This window comes from Mesorhizobium sp. M7A.F.Ca.CA.001.08.2.1 (genome assembly GCF_003998455.1).
GTDB classification, from domain to species: Bacteria; Pseudomonadota; Alphaproteobacteria; order Rhizobiales; family Rhizobiaceae; genus Mesorhizobium; species Mesorhizobium ciceri.
The window spans coordinates 1-15,163 of record NZ_RZPW01000051.1 but is presented as its reverse complement, the minus strand read 5'-3'; the positions used below and the strand labels follow the sequence as shown (position 1 = coordinate 15,163).

17 protein-coding genes and 1 pseudogene are annotated in these 15,163 nt (G+C 62.8%); 15 read left to right on the top strand and 3 right to left on the bottom strand.

Annotated elements, in window-relative coordinates; genetic code table 11:
- On the top strand, positions 1 to 537 hold a 537-nt coding region (locus EN914_RS05470), incomplete at its 5' end, for an MFS transporter (protein ID WP_164778659.1).
- Between the two features lie 8 nt (positions 538 to 545).
- Here EN914_RS05470 and EN914_RS05465 read toward each other — a convergent pair.
- A complete protein-coding gene (locus tag EN914_RS05465) occupies positions 546 to 1,118 on the bottom strand; it encodes an NADPH-dependent FMN reductase (RefSeq protein WP_013532242.1) in 573 nt (190 codons plus the stop codon).
- Between the two features lie 205 nt (positions 1,119 to 1,323).
- On the opposite strand from EN914_RS05465, the gene EN914_RS05460 reads away from it, so the two are divergent.
- The 5 genes from EN914_RS05460 (at position 1,324) to EN914_RS05440 (ending at position 7,516) form a co-directional block, all read left to right on the top strand.
- Positions 1,324 to 2,235 carry an ABC transporter substrate-binding protein gene (locus EN914_RS05460; RefSeq protein WP_013532241.1) on the top strand — a complete coding sequence of 304 codons (912 nt, stop codon included), beginning with the start codon at positions 1,324 to 1,326 and terminating at the stop codon, positions 2,233 to 2,235.
- Between the two features lie 55 nt (positions 2,236 to 2,290).
- Positions 2,291 to 3,454, top strand: a complete 1,164-nt coding sequence (locus EN914_RS05455) for an ABC transporter permease (RefSeq protein ID WP_024504677.1) — start codon at positions 2,291 to 2,293, stop codon at positions 3,452 to 3,454.
- Complete coding sequence (locus EN914_RS05450) at positions 3,451 to 4,389, top strand: ABC transporter ATP-binding protein (protein WP_013532239.1); 939 nt, start codon at positions 3,451 to 3,453, stop codon at positions 4,387 to 4,389. The genes EN914_RS05455 and EN914_RS05450 overlap by 4 nt, the downstream gene beginning before the upstream one ends.
- Positions 4,386 to 5,135, top strand: a complete 750-nt coding sequence (locus tag EN914_RS05445; protein WP_024504676.1) for an ABC transporter permease — start codon at positions 4,386 to 4,388, stop codon at positions 5,133 to 5,135. The genes EN914_RS05450 and EN914_RS05445 overlap by 4 nt, the downstream gene beginning before the upstream one ends.
- 239 nt (positions 5,136 to 5,374) lie before the next feature.
- Positions 5,375 to 7,516: a sodium-translocating pyrophosphatase gene (locus EN914_RS05440; protein ID WP_013532237.1), complete on the top strand. Its 2,142-nt coding sequence runs from the start codon at positions 5,375 to 5,377 to the stop codon at positions 7,514 to 7,516.
- A gap of 272 nt (positions 7,517 to 7,788) precedes the next feature.
- Here the strand turns inward: EN914_RS05440 and EN914_RS05435 are convergent, their stop codons facing one another.
- Positions 7,789 to 8,301 carry an outer membrane protein assembly factor BamE gene (locus EN914_RS05435; RefSeq protein ID WP_013532236.1) on the bottom strand — a complete coding sequence of 171 codons (513 nt, stop codon included), beginning with the start codon at positions 8,299 to 8,301 and terminating at the stop codon, positions 7,789 to 7,791.
- A gap of 114 nt (positions 8,302 to 8,415) precedes the next feature.
- On the opposite strand from EN914_RS05435, the gene EN914_RS05430 reads away from it, so the two are divergent.
- The 7 genes from EN914_RS05430 (at position 8,416) to EN914_RS05400 (ending at position 13,153) form a co-directional block, all read left to right on the top strand.
- The gene (locus tag EN914_RS05430) at positions 8,416 to 8,964 is read left to right on the top strand and encodes a ubiquinol-cytochrome C chaperone family protein (RefSeq protein ID WP_013532235.1); all 549 of its coding nucleotides are present in this window, start codon (positions 8,416 to 8,418) and stop codon (positions 8,962 to 8,964) included.
- Positions 8,961 to 9,509 carry a DUF177 domain-containing protein gene (locus EN914_RS05425; protein ID WP_013532234.1) on the top strand — a complete coding sequence of 183 codons (549 nt, stop codon included), beginning with the start codon at positions 8,961 to 8,963 and terminating at the stop codon, positions 9,507 to 9,509. The genes EN914_RS05430 and EN914_RS05425 overlap by 4 nt, the downstream gene beginning before the upstream one ends.
- Positions 9,510 to 9,621: 112 nt before the next feature.
- Entirely contained in the window at positions 9,622 to 10,692 is a 1,071-nt protein-coding gene (gene plsX / locus EN914_RS05420) for a phosphate acyltransferase PlsX (RefSeq protein ID WP_024504675.1), read from the top strand.
- 9 nt (positions 10,693 to 10,701) lie between these two features.
- On the top strand, positions 10,702 to 11,673 hold the full coding sequence (locus tag EN914_RS05415; protein WP_024504674.1) for a beta-ketoacyl-ACP synthase III: 972 nt from the start codon (positions 10,702 to 10,704) through the stop codon (positions 11,671 to 11,673).
- A gap of 103 nt (positions 11,674 to 11,776) precedes the next feature.
- Entirely contained in the window at positions 11,777 to 12,100 is a 324-nt protein-coding gene (locus tag EN914_RS05410; protein ID WP_013532231.1) for an integration host factor subunit alpha, read from the top strand.
- 125 nt (positions 12,101 to 12,225) lie between these two features.
- Positions 12,226 to 12,765 carry a MerR family transcriptional regulator gene (locus EN914_RS05405; RefSeq protein WP_013532230.1) on the top strand — a complete coding sequence of 180 codons (540 nt, stop codon included), beginning with the start codon at positions 12,226 to 12,228 and terminating at the stop codon, positions 12,763 to 12,765.
- Positions 12,766 to 12,850: 85 nt separating this feature from the next.
- Positions 12,851 to 13,153: a hypothetical protein gene (locus EN914_RS05400; protein ID WP_013532229.1), complete on the top strand. Its 303-nt coding sequence runs from the start codon at positions 12,851 to 12,853 to the stop codon at positions 13,151 to 13,153.
- A gap of 541 nt (positions 13,154 to 13,694) precedes the next feature.
- On the opposite strand, the gene EN914_RS05390 is transcribed toward EN914_RS05400, so the two are convergent.
- Entirely contained in the window at positions 13,695 to 14,309 is a 615-nt protein-coding gene (locus EN914_RS05390; protein ID WP_024504673.1) for a hypothetical protein, read from the bottom strand.
- Here EN914_RS05390 and EN914_RS39100 point away from each other — a divergent pair.
- Positions 14,290 to 14,874, top strand: coding sequence for a helix-turn-helix domain-containing protein (locus EN914_RS39100; RefSeq protein ID WP_245265381.1), 585 nt, complete (start codon positions 14,290 to 14,292; stop codon positions 14,872 to 14,874). The genes EN914_RS05390 and EN914_RS39100 overlap by 20 nt on opposite strands.
- Positions 14,875 to 15,061: 187 nt before the next feature.
- Positions 15,062 to 15,163, top strand: a pseudogene (locus EN914_RS39095) (YbaK/EbsC family protein); the annotation flags it as partial.

Sequence of the window (15,163 nt, the reverse complement as noted above, 5' to 3'; positions counted from 1 at the left end):
GCGCTTTTCTGTGCGGTCGGCAGCTACGCGCTGATGAGCTTCGTCATGACGGGCGCACCGCTGGCCATGGTCGGCTGCGGACTGTCGGAGACCGACGCGACGCTGGGCATCTCCTGGCACGTCATGGCGATGTTTGCGCCAAGCTTCTTCACCGGCTCGCTGATCCATCGCTTCGGCGCCGAACGCATTGTGACCACCGGCCTGATCCTGCTCATCGGCTGCGCCATTGTCGCTCTGTCGGGCCTGGCGCTGTGGCAGTTCTGGACGTCGCTGATCCTGCTGGGCCTTGGTTGGAACTTCGGCTTCATTGGCGCGACCGCAATGGTGGCCTCCACCTACCGGCCGTCGGAAAAGGGCAAGGTGCAAGGCTTCCACGACTTCGTCCTGTTCGGCTCCGTCGCCTGCGCCTCACTGATGTCGGGCATGGTCTACAACGCCTGGGGCTGGGAGATGCTGAACTGGATAGTCTTTCCGGTCACCGTCCTGTGCTTCGTGGCGCTGGGCGCGCTGAAGGTGACGAGCGCGCGCCCGGCTTGACGCCAAACCTATGCGTCCGGCGGCAACACCTGAAGCACCCTCGCTATGAACATATGGAACTCAGCCATGTAGTTGCGCAGGAAGTCCTCGGTGGATTCGACCGTCACTTCGCCGTCGTCCGTTATCAGTCCCGGCGTGAACTGGATATAGGCTTCCGGCGCATTCATCTGGGGTGAGTTGCAGAAGCTCAGAACGCTGCGCAGGCTTTGTTGGGCGACAGCGGTTGCGATGGCGCCCGGCGATGTTCCGATGACGGCGGACGGTTTGCGCGCGAATGAATTCTTTCCATAGGGGCGGCTCGCCCAGTCGATCGCGTTCTTTAATCCGCCAGGGATCGAGCGGTTGTACTCCGGGGTAACGAACAGGACGGCCTGAACGGACGCGATCGCCTTTTTGAAATCCCGGGCGACCGGCGGGAAATCCGCATCATAGTCGTAGCTGTAAAGAGGCAGATCCCTGAAGGCGATTTCCGTCATTTCAAGTTCCGGAGGAGCCAGTTGAACGAGCGCCTTCGCGAGCTTGCGGTTGATGGATTCCCGGGCAAGACTTCCGATGAGGTAGCCGACTTTGTGTATGGCCATGACACGCTCTCCGTGTTTGCCACCCGCACCCTATGGCATTATCCGCCAGATGGCAGCAGATCGCCAGCGTCGCCTCAAAATCGGCCTTCCGAACAAAAATATTGCGCTGATCCCCCTTGTTATGAAACCGTGTGCCCCGACTGGCCGTTGAAGCCATGCTCATATGCGGTCATCGCGTTTCGGTTCATAGCTAGGGGTTTTCACAATGTTTTCAGTCAAGTTTCTGGCCGGCGCGGCATTGGCGCTCGGCATCACGGTGGCTTCCGCCAATGCCCAGGTGGTTGTCTCTTCGAAGATCGACACCGAGGGCGGCGTGCTCGGCAACATCATCCAGCTCGTCCTCAACGCCAACAACATCAAGACATCGGACCGCATCCAGCTCGGCGGCACGCCGGTGGTGCGCAAGGCGATCACCGCCGGCGAGATCGACATCTATCCCGAATACACCGGCAACGCCGCCTTCTTCTTCGAGAAGGCCGACGACCCGGTCTGGAAGGATGCCGCCAAGGCCTATGAAACGGCCAAGAAGCTCGACTACGACGCCAACAAGATCGTCTGGCTGTCGCCGTCGCCCGCAAACAACACCTGGGCGATCGCGCTGCGCAAGGAAGTCGCCGAGACCAACAAGCTCGCCACGCTCACCGACTTCGGCAAATATGTCGCGGGCGGCGGTCAGGTGGTGCTGGCGGCTTCCGCCGAGTTCGTCAATTCGGCGGCTGCACTGCCGGCCTTCCAGACCACCTATGGCTTCACGCTGAAGCCGGACCAACTGATCACTCTCTCAGGCGGCGACACCGCGGCAACCATCGCCGCGGCCGCCAACCAGACCAACGGCGCCAATGCGGCCATGGTCTACGGCACCGATGGCGGCATCGCACCGTCCGGGCTCGTCGTGCTCGACGACGACAAGGGCGTGCAGCCGGTCTACCAGCCGGCGCCGATCATCCGCGAAGCGGTGCTGAAGCAACATCCCGAGATCGAGACGCTGCTGAAGCCGGTCTTCGCCAAGCTCGACCTCGTCACGCTGCAGGAGCTGAATGGTCGCGTGCAGGTCGGCGGCGAGCCGGTCAAGGGCGTCGCCGAGGACTTTTTGAAGAAGAACGGCTTCCTGAAGTAGGACGATTCCGGCGCGCCGCTTTCGTGGCGCGCCGGATCGACTGACGGGGGAGGGCGTGAACATCCGCTTCGACAAGCTCGGCGTGGTCATCGCCGCTATATCAGCCTACGCGGCTTTTGCCGCGCCCTTTGCCACGTTCCGTGCCAACCGCATCGTCCCCGGCCAGGCGCGCTCGATTCTTGAGGCGCTGCCGGCAACCACCGGGACGCTGCTGCTCGTCATGATCGTCGCCGCAGCACTCATCGCGCTGTTCAAGACACCGCTTGCGCTGCGCCTTGCCGCCAGCGTGGTGGCGCTTGCCGCGCTCGCGCTGCTGATCGGCGTCGCCGGAACATTTCTCACGCCGGAGGGCAACACCTTTGCGAGAGTTTCGCCAGCCTCCGGTTTCTGGATTCTGATCTTTGCCTTCACGCTTTTGCTTGCCGATGTGCTGACACGGCTGAACCTGTCGCCATTGGCACGAGTTGGCGTGCTTGTCGTCGCGGCTTTCGCGATCGGGCTGCTGTTGATTTCGGGAAGCTGGGACAATCTGTCGATCCTGAAGGAATACTTCAACCGCGCCGACAGTTTCTGGGCGGAGGGCTCCAAGCATGTGACGCTGGCGCTAGGGTCGCTGCTTGCGGCAGTGGTCGTCGGCCTGCCGCTGGGCATTCTCTGCCATCGTGTCGAAAGTCTGCGCGCCGGGGTTCTCAACGTGCTCAACATCATCCAGACCATTCCCTCGATCGCGCTGTTCGGCCTGCTGATCGCGCCGCTTGGCTGGGTGGCCACGCATGTGCCGGGGGCTGCCGCGCTCGGCATTCGCGGCATCGGCACAGCCCCCGCCTTCGTCGCGCTGTTCCTTTATTCGCTGCTGCCGGTGGTGGCCAACACCGTGGTCGGTCTCGCTGGCGTGCCGCGCACCGCCAACGACGCCGCACGCGGCATGGGCATGACCGACAGGCAGCGCCTGTTCGGCGTCGAGTTTCCGCTGGCTTTTCCCGTCATCCTCACCGGCATCCGCATCGTCTTGGTGCAGAACATCGGCCTCGCCACCATTGCCGCGCTGATCGGCGGCGGCGGTTTCGGCGTATTCGTCTTCCAGGGTGTGGGCCAGACGGCGATGGACCTTGTGCTGCTCGGCGCGGTGCCAACGGTCGCGCTCGCCTTTGCCGCCGCCATCATCCTCGATGCGGTGATCGAAATGACCGCCACCAGGCGCAGGGTTGAAACGGCATGATCGAGATCGAAGGCATTACCAAGCGCTATGACGCGACGACCGTGGTCGATGACGTGTCGATGGTCATCGAGCCGCGCACCATAGCCGTCATTGTCGGCACGTCCGGTTCCGGCAAGACGACGTTGCTGCGCATGATCAACCGGCTGGTCGAACCGACCTCGGGCATCATCAAGCTCGACGGCGCCGACAATCGTTCGCTGCCCGGCTATGAGCTGCGCCGCAGCATCGGCTACGCCATCCAGGGTCACGGCCTGTTCCCGCATCGTACGGTGGCGCAGAACATTGCCACCGTGCCGGTGCTGCTCGGTTGGGACAAGGACCGCATCAAGGCCCGGGTCGACGAACTGATGACGCTCTATCAGCTTGACCCCGAAGCCTTCGGGCCGCGCTATCCGCACGAACTGTCCGGCGGCCAGCAACAGCGCGTCGGCGTTGCCCGCGCGCTCGCCGCCGAGCCCAACGTGCTGTTGATGGACGAACCGTTCGGCGCCCTCGACCCGATCATCCGCAACAAGGCGCAGGAAGATCTGCTGGCGATCCAGAAGCGCTTCGGCACCACCATCATCCTGGTCACCCACGACATGGAAGAGGCCGTGCATATGGGCGACAAGATCGCGGTCATGGATGCCGGCAAGCTGGTGCAATACGCCAAGCCCGCCGAGATCCTGGCAAAGCCGGCAAGCGCCTTCGTCGAGACCCTGGTCGGCGCCAGCGAAAGGCCGTTCCGGCTGCTGTCGCTCGGTCGGGTCCGCGATGCCGTGGAGAAGGGCTCCGCCGAAGGCGAGGCGATCCCCGGCGACGCCAGCCAGCGTGACGCGCTGGCCGAATTGTTGTGGACGGGCCGGCCGGCGCTGCCGGTCAAAGGCGCCGATGGCAAGCCGCTTGGCCGCGTCACCGTCGACGGGCTGGTGAAGCGCGCGGCGAGGCCCGCATGAAGGCCTGGCTTCCATCGCTGCTCAGACTTGCCCTGGTGATGCTGCTCGTTGCCTTCGTCACCAATCCCGGCTGGTTCGTGCCGCTGCTGAAGCCGCTGACCGAAAACAATGCGCCGGTGATCTACAACCAGGGCAGCCTGCTGACGCTGACATTGCTGCATTTGCGCACGGTTCTGATCGCCACCGTGGCAGCAACCATCGTTGCGGTGGCGCTTGCCATCCTGGTCACCAGGCCCGCCGGCGCCGAATTCCTGCCGCTATCGCGCAGCCTGGTCAACATCGGCCAGACCTTTCCGCCCGTGGCGGTGCTGGCACTCGCTGTGCCGGCCGTCGGCTTCGGCGAGAAGCCGACACTGATCGCGCTGTTTCTCTACGGTCTGCTGCCGATCTTCGAGAACGCGCTGACCGGCCTGACGACGCTACCTGCCAATGTCGTCGAGGCGGCGCGCGGCGCCGGCATGACCGGTTGGCAAAGGCTCACCAAGGTCGAACTGCCGCTCAGCGCCCCGATCATTCTCGGCGGCATCAGGCTGTCGGTGGTGATCAGCCTTGCCACCGCGACCCTCGGTTCGACCGTGGCAGCCAAAACGCTGGGCGAAGTGATCATCGCCGGGTTGTTATCCAACAATCTCGCCTTCATCCTCCAGGGCGGCCTGATCGTGGCAGCCCTTGCCGTGCTGATCTATGACGGCCTGTCGGCCATAGAGCGCTACACGGCGCGCCGGATGGGCCGGGAGGCAGAGTAGCCGCGTCCCGCGTCAGGGCTAATTTCAATCGATCTAATCGCCGGGTGCTGACGGCAGCCGCCGCCTGGTCCCAACCATTTGGGCGAAAGCCGGGCAAAAACCGAACAATATCTTGACGTTCGCAGCCCTGTTTCGCATACACCGCTGCGAAGAGGCGGATTCCGTGCTCGGAATCCGGTCTTTGTCTCAACGGCCCAGGGAGGGGTTCTTTTGGGCCATCAATCGAGGAAAATCCGGCAATGACAATTATTTCCGCCGTCATCGCCTGCGGCCTGCTTTCAATCCTTTACGCCATCTGGGCGACACGTTCGGTCCTTGCGGCCGATCAGGGCAATGCACGCATGCAGGAAATCTCCGCGGCTATCCGCGAGGGCGCACAAGCCTATCTGGCGCGTCAGTACACCACCATCGCCATCGTTGGCGTCGTCGTCCTCGTGCTCGCCTGGTGGTTGCTGTCCATCACCGCCGCGATCGGCTTCCTGATCGGAGCGGTGCTTTCAGGCGCCGCCGGCTTCATCGGCATGCATGTCTCCGTTCGCGCCAACGTTCGCACGGCGCAGGCCGCATCGAACAGCCTCGCTGCCGGCCTCGACATCGCGTTCAAATCGGGCGCCATCACCGGCATGCTGGTTGCTGGCCTCGCCTTGCTCGGCGTGTCGATCTACTACCTCATCCTGACCCACTTCATGGGCCTCCAGCCCAATGACCGCATCGTCATCGACTCGCTGGTCTCGCTCGGCTTCGGCGCATCGCTGATCTCGATCTTCGCTCGTCTCGGCGGCGGCATCTTCACCAAAGGCGCCGACGTCGGTGGCGATCTCGTCGGCAAGGTCGAAGCCGGTATTCCCGAAGACGATCCGCGCAACCCGGCCACGATCGCCGACAATGTCGGCGACAATGTCGGCGACTGCGCCGGCATGGCCGCCGACCTGTTCGAAACCTATGCGGTGACTGTCGTCGCCACCATGGTTCTGGCTGCCATCTTCTTTGGCGGCACCGCCGTGTTGGGTGCGGCCATGCTTTATCCGCTCGCCATCTGCGGCGCCTGCATCCTGACCTCGATCGTCGGCACCTTCTTCGTCAAGCTCGGTTCCAACGGCTCGATCATGGGCGCACTCTACAAGGGCCTGATCGTCACTGGCCTGCTGTCCATCGTCGGCCTCGGCGTCGCCACCCAGGTGACGCTCGGCTGGGGTGAGGTCGGCACGGTCGCCGGCATGGTCATCACCGGCAAGAACCTGTTCATCTGCGGCCTGATCGGCCTCGTGGTGACCGGTCTCATCGTGGTCATCACCGAATACTACACCGGCACCAACAAGCGCCCGGTCAATTCCATCGCCCAGGCGTCGGTCACCGGTCACGGCACCAACGTCATCCAGGGCCTCGCGGTCTCGCTGGAATCGACGGCGCTGCCGGCGATCGTCATCGTCGGCGGCATCATCTCGACCTATCAGCTTGCCGGCCTCTTCGGTACGGCGATCGCGGTCACGACGATGCTCGGCCTTGCCGGCATGATCGTTGCGCTCGATGCCTTCGGCCCGGTCACCGACAATGCCGGCGGCATCGCCGAAATGGCCGGCCTGCCCAAGGAAGTGCGCCACTCCACCGACGCGCTCGACGCGGTCGGCAACACCACCAAGGCGGTGACCAAGGGCTACGCCATCGGCTCCGCTGGTCTCGGCGCATTGGTGCTGTTTGCCGCGTACTCGAACGACCTGAAGTTCTTCGCCGCCAATGGCGACAAATATCCCTACTTCCAGGGCATGGGCGAGATCTCCTTCGATCTCTCCAACCCATACGTCGTCGCCGGCCTGATCTTCGGCGGGCTGATCCCGTATCTGTTCGGCGGCATCGCCATGACGGCCGTCGGCCGTGCGGCGGGCGCCATCGTCGAGGAGGTGCGCAAGCAGTTCCGCGAGGATCCGGGCATCATGGCCGGCACCTCGAAGCCGAACTACGCCCGCGCGGTCGACCTTCTGACCAAGGCGGCAATCAGGGAAATGATCATCCCGTCGCTGCTGCCGGTGCTGGCGCCGCTCGTCGTCTATTTCGGCGTGCTGCTGATCTCGGGCTCGAAGGCGTCTGCCTTTGCAGCGCTGGGTGCCTCGCTGCTCGGCGTCATCGTCAACGGCCTGTTCGTCGCTATCTCGATGACCTCTGGCGGCGGCGCCTGGGACAACGCCAAGAAGTCCTTCGAAGACGGCTTTGTCGACAAGGACGGCGTCAAGCATCTCAAGGGTTCCGAGGCGCACAAGGCTTCGGTGACCGGTGACACGGTCGGCGATCCCTACAAGGACACCGCTGGCCCCGCCGTCAACCCGGCGATCAAGATCACCAACATCGTCGCGCTCCTGCTGCTGGCCGTGCTCGCGCACGGCTGATCTAGGCTTCAGCCCGAAACAACCCGCGGGAGCGATCCCGCGGGTTTTTTGTTGAGCAATGCCATGTCGACGCGTCAACAAGCCGATCTCTTGCATGCGGTAAATGCGCCGGTATCTCATCTACCGGCTTGGGTTTTGACGGCTTAAGCATCGCCGGCAAACATACGGGGATCTTGCCCTGATCGAGGCCACAACAAAAACCCGCAGGATCGCTCCCGCGGGTTTTTGGTCGCCTGAGATGATGAGGCTCCCGGAATGGAAGCCGAAAGGAATTAGGCGCCGCCGCCCGGAATGCTGGGTGCCAGTTTGCTGGCACCGTTGATGATCTGGCTGAGGAAGTTCTGGTCCTTGCCGCCGGTCGGTGTGGTGCGTGAGATGAAGTCGAACATCTTGCCGTCCTTCATCCCGTAATTGGCGATCTGGGTGACGCGGCCATCGGCGCCGAAATAGACCGCCAGCACATGCTGATCAATGAGCCGTGGCTTGTCGAAGGCGACGTAGCGCTTGCGCGTCTGCGAAATGTAATAGAAGGCCTCGTTGTCGAAGGTCGCGGTCGTCGACGGCGTGCCGAGCGCCAGAAGCACCTGCTCGCGGCTCGAACCGACCGGCACCAGGTCGATTGCCTGCTGGTCTATGACGTAACCTTGCGTCAGCGTCTCACTCGGGCTGAGGTCGCCGATCATCTTGGAGGTGTGGCAGGCCGATAGTGCCGAAACGATCATCAGCAGCGAGATCGCGCCGGCGGGCCTGGACGAGAAGGTCGACTTGAAATTCAGCGCGCGCAACAACAACTCCATTAGCTGGCCGCAACTTGCGCTGGGCCGCGAAACCGGTAAACCAGCTTGCTTGCCGATGCAACAAGCCCACTTCAACAAACGGTCCCCAGGAGACCATCCCCAATGTTCCAGCGCTTTTTTGGCCGCGAACGCTACGCCAACCGCGCTATCACCGAGGCGCTTTACGCACAAATCGTGGCGGCGGCGCGGCAGACGGTGTTTTATTCCCACTGGAATGTGCCAGACACGCCGCTTGGCCGTTTCGAGATGCTGTCGCTGCACATGTTCCTGTTCCAGCACAGGTTGCGCGGTGAGAGCGGTGCGGCGCAAGAGGTCGCCCAGGTGCTGATCGACGAGTTCTTCCTCGACGTCGACCATTCGTTGCGGGAATTGGGCATTGGCGACGTTGGCGTGCCCAAACGCATGAAAAAGCTGGCAAAGATGTTTTATGGCCGAACCGCTGCCTATGACGATGCCCTGGAAAGAAACGACCATGAAGGGCTGACCGCGGCTCTTGCCCGCAATGTCCGGCCCGACGCGGGCGCCTGGCTGGAAGCATCGCTGCTGGCCAACTATGTTACCGACGCGCGCAATCATCTGGCCGCGCAGACATCCGAATCGATTGTCTCCGGCACGCTGACCTTTCCCGCCGCCAAGGAGGTTGAACAATGAAGCATGTGGACCCGCAAAGCCCGGTCTCCTTCCGTGCAAACATCACGCGCCTGCCGCAAAAGGGCCTGCCGCTGGTTGTCGAAGCCGATGCCGCACAGCGTGCGGCACTGGCCGAGGAGCACGGGTTGATTTCGGTCGAATCCTATCGCGCCGAGCTTCTGGTCGCGTCGTGGAAGCGCAATGGCGTGAAGATAAGCGGTCGTGTCGAAGCCGACATCACCCAGGCCTGCATCGTCACGCTCGAGCCTGTCGAAGCGCATATCGACGAACCGGTCGAAGCGCTGCTGCTGCCCGAGGATTCCAAGCTTGGACGGCAGGGTTTCGATGGTGGCGGCGAGATCCTGCTCGACGCGGAAGGCCCTGACAGTCCAGAGACATTTTCCGGTGACACGATCGATGTCGGGGCACTCGCCGAACAGTATTTCGGACTCGCCATCGACCCCTATCCGCGTAAGCAGGGCGCAGCGCTCAACGCCGGCAGCGAGACCGAACCGGCGGAGAATGAATTTCAGCAAAAACTGCGATCCTTGCTGGGAAAATCCTGAAAAGCTCGCCCGCGACGGAAAAGTCGGTTGTGTGGCAGCCCAAAACCGTTATTTTCGCCGAACCTTCGCGGTCGCTAAACGACCTGCCGCCTAACCGTGAGACAAATACCGCGTGATCAGGATTTCCATCGATGCCATGGGCGGCGATCACGGACCAGCCGTGGTCATTCCAGCGCTCATGACGGTCGCGACCCGTCGTCCCGACATCCGCTTCGTCATCTTCGGGCGTGAGGAGGTCGTGCGCCCGGAGCTCGCCAAATTTCCCAAGCTTGCCGAGATCAGCGAATTCTTCCATTGCGAAATTGCGGTCAGGATGGACGACAAGCCGAGCCAGGCGCTGCGCCACGGCCGCTGGAAGTCATCGATGTGGAAGGCCGTCGAAGCGGTCAAGGCCGGCACGGCCGACGCCTGCATTTCCGCGGGAAACACCGGTGCGCTGATGGCGATGTCGAAGTTCTGCCTGCGCACCATGGCCACCATCGATCGCCCGGCGATCGCAGCCCTTTGGCCGACATTGCGCGGCGAAAGCGTGGTGCTGGATGTCGGCGCGACCATCGGGGCCGATGCGCAACAGCTCATCGATTTTGCCATTCTCGGCACCGGCATGGCGCGCTCGGTCTTCGGCATAGCCCGGCCCAGCGTCGGCCTGCTCAATGTCGGCGTCGAGGAGATCAAAGGCCAGGAAGAGGTCAAGGAGGCGGGGCGCATGCTGCGCGAAGCCAACATGGCCTCGATGAACTATCACGGTTTCGTCGAGGGCGACGATATCGGCAAGGGCACGGTCGACGTTGTGGTGACCGAGGGCTTCGCCGGCAACATCGCTCTGAAGACCGCGGAAGGCACGGCGCGCCAGATAGCGGGTTATCTGCGCGCCGCGATGAGCCGCACCCTGATGGCCAGGATCGGCTACGTCTTCGCTAAGGGCGCCTTCAACCGCTTGCGCGAAAAGATGGATGTCGGCCGCTCCAATGGCGGCGTTTTCCTGGGGCTGAGCGGGATCGTCGTCAAAAGCCATGGCGGTGCTGATTCTGACGGGTTCGCCGCCGCGATCGAACTCGGCTATGACATGGTCCGCAACAACCTCCTCGACCGTATCGAGGCCGATCTGGACCTGTTTCATGCGCGCAACCCGCGCGCCCTGTCATCTAGGAAATCCGACGTCGTCACCGACGCAAAGGAATAGGAAAGAACTTTGATCAGATCAGTCGTGCGCGGCACGGGCGCCGCGCTGCCCCGCCGAATCATGAAGAATGCCGATTTCGAAGGCATGGTCGAGACCTCCGACGAGTGGATCGCCCAGCGCACCGGCATTCGCCAGCGCCACATCGCGGGCGATGACGAGACGACCGCTTCGCTGGGGGAAGCGGCGGCACGTGCCGCACTTGCCAATGCGGGCCTCACGCCCGCCGACATCGATCTGATCGTGCTGGCGACCTCGACGCCCAACAACACGTTTCCGGCCACCGCCGTCGAGATCCAGAACCGGCTCGGTATGCATCACGGCTTTGCCTTCGACATGCAGGCGGTCTGTTCGGGTTTCGTCTATGCCGTGACCACCGCCGATCTCTACATCCGCGGCGGCCTGGCCAAGCGTGTCCTGGTGATCGGTTCGGAAACATTCTCGCGCATTCTCGACTGGAGCGACCGGTCGACCTGTGTGCTGTTCGGCGACGGCGCCGGTGCCATGATCCTGGAAGCGGGCGAGGGCGCGGGCACGATCGCCGACCATGGCGTTCTGGCGGCCAGCCTGCGCTCCGACGGCACGCACAAGGACAAGCTTTTTGTCGATGGCGGGCCGTCAACGACGGGTACGGTCGGCCATCTCCGGATGGAGGGCCGCGAAGTCTTCAAGCACGCGGTCGGCATGATCACCGACGTCATCGAGGCGACGTTCGCGCAAGCCGGTATCTCAGCCGAGGATCTCGACTGGTTCGTGCCGCACCAGGCCAATAAACGAATTATTGACGCTTCCGCCAAGAAGCTCGGGATAGCTGAGCAAAAGGTGGTGGTTACGGTCGATTTGCACGGTAACACCTCGGCTGCTTCCGTGCCGTTGGCGCTGTCGGTGGCCGTTGCCGACGGCCGCATCAAGAAGGGCGATCTCGTCCTCCTGGAAGCGATGGGTGGCGGCTTCACCTGGGGCGCTGTCCTGGTTCGCTGGTAAGTGCCGAACGGTCCAGTTTCGGTCCTTGACCTTGACGGATCAATTACTTAGGCTCTGCCGTTGTTGTGCCGAATTTTATGTTTTGAGCTGATGGGACGGTCGCATGGGGGGAAAGACACTTACGCGCGCCGACCTTGCCGAGGCAGTTTACCGGAAGGTCGGCCTGTCGCGCACTGAATCGGCCGAACTCGTCGAAGCGGTGCTGGATGAAATCTGCGAAGCCATCGTGCGCGGCGAAACGGTGAAGCTGTCGTCCTTCGCGACATTCCACGTCCGCTCCAAGAACGAGCGTATCGGCCGCAATCCCAAGACCGGCGAGGAAGTGCCGATCCTGCCGCGTCGGGTGATGACCTTCAAGTCGTCCAACGTGCTGAAGAGCCGTATCTTGCGCTCCCATCAGAGCGGCAAGGCCAAAAGCGGCAAGTAATCCTACTGCGCGGTTGAAAACCGCCGCCGCCATGACGCCGGGCTTGAATATTGCTTCATAAACCGCTGAAATAAGCCCCGATTCGGCAGCTAGGCCGGATCATCGTCCAGCGTGAGGATTCGCCCATGGACAAGAGCCCCGACGCCTTTCGTACCATCAGCGAGGTCGCCGAAGATCTCGATTTGCCGCAGCATGTGCTGCGCTTCTGGGAAACGCGTTTCAACCAGATCAAGCCGATGAAGCGCGGCGGCGGCCGTCGTTACTACCGGCCGCAGGATGTCGAGCTGATCAAGGGCATCCGCCATATGCTCTACGACCAGGGCTACACCATCAAGGGCGTGCAGAAGCTGTTGCGCGAGAACGGCAACCATTTCCTGGTTGCCATCGGCAATGGCGACATGGCCGCCGTCGAGGCGATCTCGCAGCGAAGGCAGGCTGACCAGGTGCCGCTGACGTCGGCGGCCCAGCCGCGCAGCATGGACGACGAACTGGTCGGCCAGCCGCGCGTCAAACCCAGCCGTCGCTTTTTCGGCCTGGGCAAGAGCGACGAGGACGGTCCGGTGCAGCCGGATGCCTCGAAACTCTCGCGCGACAACAGGGCCTTGCTGCAGGAGGCGCTGTTCGACCTCCTGGAATGCAAGCGCCTGCTTGATCAGGTGCGCTGACCGCAGTCCGACGCGATAGTTCGAAACCGGAACCCGTCTTCCGGTGAGGCGTTACGTTTCCTTCTGCAAGTGAAGGAAACACATCATGGCATCATTTTCGACCCTCTCGGACATCGATCTCGACAGGCAGGTCGCGGCTCTCACCAAAGAACTGGCCAGCTTGAAGAGGGCTGTGGCAAGGCGAGGCGGCGCCTACTACGAGGACGGTCGCGATGCAGCCTTCGACACCTATTCCGATCTTGCGGGGCGTCTGCGCGACGCCATGCCGGCACTGCGCAAACAGGGCAGGGTGATCGAGAGGTCGGCCCGCGACCATCCGGCGGCTGCCGCCGCTGTCGGCCTTGTGGTGCTCGGTCTTGTCGCCAGTCTGCTGTTCAGCCGGCGCTGAGGCGGTGCTTCTGATGTTGGAGATAGCTGGCGCCGTCATTCGACGAACTTGGTGCGCCCAAATCGTGTCGAGCTGACGCGCCGCAATGCCAAGGGACGACCGGCCTTGGACAGGAAGCCAAGGCCGGTTTTCTCGGTGGCAGTCTGCGGTGCTTAGGCCTTGTTTCCGATCACATGGTGGTGGTGGCGGTGATGATGGTGATGGCGGACATGGTGGCGATGATGATGGTGGTGACGATGATGCTTTGCCATCGGCGCCGCATCCGCACTCGTCGCGCCGATGACGGGCACCGTGAAAGCCAATGCAACTGCAAGCCCGAGGGCCGAGAGGAGGGACTTCTTCATGGATCGTTTCCTTTTGTTTCGCGGGCGCATATGGATCGGGGCGATAGCCCGGCCGCCGCGAATGGAATTACGCGCCTGAATTTTTTCGTCAGTATTTCCCGATTGTAGAATTTTGTTTCTGGACTGTTTCTGCCCAATCCAGCCTCCCGCCACCATGCACGGCAAGATCGAGAGGCGGCCATTGGCCGCCTGTCCGACTACATCGGCGGCACGACGCCGTTGCTTCCGACCACGACGCGGCTGGCGCTCAGTGCGCCGTCACTGCCCCGCTCAGCGGTGACAAAGACCGTCGCACCCGGCTTGAGGTCGGTCGGCGTCGCCGGCGCGAAGGTGACGACAGGGGTGGTGTCGGGAATCGAAATCTTCTTGGTCTGGCCATTGTCATAGGTCAGTGTGACGGATCGCCCGCTTATATCGGTAACGTCGGCGACGGTGCCGTTGGTCATCCGGCTGTTTGGCTGCAGGTCCCAGGGGCGGTCACCCTCGCCGGTGCCTTTCAGCGCGGCCGGAAAGACCACCACCTCCAGGGCGCCGCTGCCGCCATCCGCTTTCGAAACGGAGGCAATGCCGAGGAAATCGCCCTGCTTGATGCCCGTTGCCGAGGCGTTGGCGACGCCCGAGATCTTCCAGCCGGCCTTGAGCTTGATCGCGTCGGTATCGCCCTGGCGGGTTTTCACGGTGAGCAGCGTGGGCTTAAAACTGACCACCGTGCCGCGCACACGAAGCGCGCCTGCGGCTTGGGCGGCGCCCGCGCCGGCGACGGAAAGGCTGGAAATCGTGCCGAGCACGACCATGACTGTCTTCAAGTTCATTGCAAAAAATCCTTCCGGGAAAGAACTGGCTGGAACCGGATGGTTTCGCGCCAGCGACCCGGAGATAACGAATGGGCGCGGCGAAACTGCCGGCAAAAGGCCAATCAGGCCTTCAAAACAACTTGATCGCGACGTGTGCGCCAGAGGCCGCGCCAGGCACCCGGTTCACGATCCCGTGACGGCCCTTTTGGCCCTTGGCAAATCGCCGGCGAGAGGGCATCTTCCCGACCGTCTCAGGCAACACTCCTCATTTGATCAAACTCTTTCAGTCATGGAGTTGCCAATGCCCCATAATGCGAAAAGCGAACCCCACTCCGAACCGGCAACCAACGGGAGCGGGCCAGATTACAACACCCTCAGAGCGATGCGGGAGACCCGCGGTTACAGCGTGGAAGAGCTCTCCCTGACATGCGGCCTGGCGGTGGACGAGATTGAGGATATCGAAAGCGGCAGAGTGACCGATCCGTCGAAGCTGCGTCGTATTGTGTCCGCGCTTCACCTTCCCCAGGAAGCTCTGATCACCCCGGCTGCGCCGCCGGCGGCGCAAGGTCGGTCGCTGGCGTAGACCCGCACCAGGCATTCCAGAGAACCCGCCAAGGCCCTCTTGGCGGGTTTCTTTGTACCTGCCGCAGCGTCTGCTTCAGCCTGGCGCTTGCCGATTTGTATGCCGCGCGTGCTTATATGCGCGGCGGCCCCGGCTGCTGGACAGCAATCCGCCGTCCTTCAAGTTTTTGAACCATGGGTTTTTCGATATGAGCCTGGACTCAGTTCGTGCGTTCTTCGCCGCCCACGCGCCTGATATCGACGTCATCGTCACGGAGGCGAGCTCGGCGACGGTGACCCTGGCGGCCGAG

Coding starts and splice junctions, on each gene's coding strand:
- EN914_RS05465 (WP_013532242.1), bottom strand. CDS start 1,118: ATGGCCATACACAAAGTCGGCTACCTCATCGGAAGTCTTGCCCGGGAA.
- EN914_RS05460 (WP_013532241.1), top strand. CDS start 1,324: ATGTTTTCAGTCAAGTTTCTGGCCGGCGCGGCATTGGCGCTCGGCATC.
- EN914_RS05450 (WP_013532239.1), top strand. CDS start 3,451: ATGATCGAGATCGAAGGCATTACCAAGCGCTATGACGCGACGACCGTG.
- EN914_RS05445 (WP_024504676.1), top strand. CDS start 4,386: ATGAAGGCCTGGCTTCCATCGCTGCTCAGACTTGCCCTGGTGATGCTG.
- EN914_RS05440 (WP_013532237.1), top strand. CDS start 5,375: ATGACAATTATTTCCGCCGTCATCGCCTGCGGCCTGCTTTCAATCCTT.
- EN914_RS05430 (WP_013532235.1), top strand. CDS start 8,416: ATGTTCCAGCGCTTTTTTGGCCGCGAACGCTACGCCAACCGCGCTATC.
- EN914_RS05425 (WP_013532234.1), top strand. CDS start 8,961: ATGAAGCATGTGGACCCGCAAAGCCCGGTCTCCTTCCGTGCAAACATC.
- EN914_RS05410 (WP_013532231.1), top strand. CDS start 11,777: ATGGGGGGAAAGACACTTACGCGCGCCGACCTTGCCGAGGCAGTTTAC.
- EN914_RS05405 (WP_013532230.1), top strand. CDS start 12,226: ATGGACAAGAGCCCCGACGCCTTTCGTACCATCAGCGAGGTCGCCGAA.
- EN914_RS05400 (WP_013532229.1), top strand. CDS start 12,851: ATGGCATCATTTTCGACCCTCTCGGACATCGATCTCGACAGGCAGGTC.
- EN914_RS39100 (WP_245265381.1), top strand. CDS start 14,290: ATGACTGTCTTCAAGTTCATTGCAAAAAATCCTTCCGGGAAAGAACTG.
- EN914_RS05390 (WP_024504673.1), bottom strand. CDS start 14,309: ATGAACTTGAAGACAGTCATGGTCGTGCTCGGCACGATTTCCAGCCTT.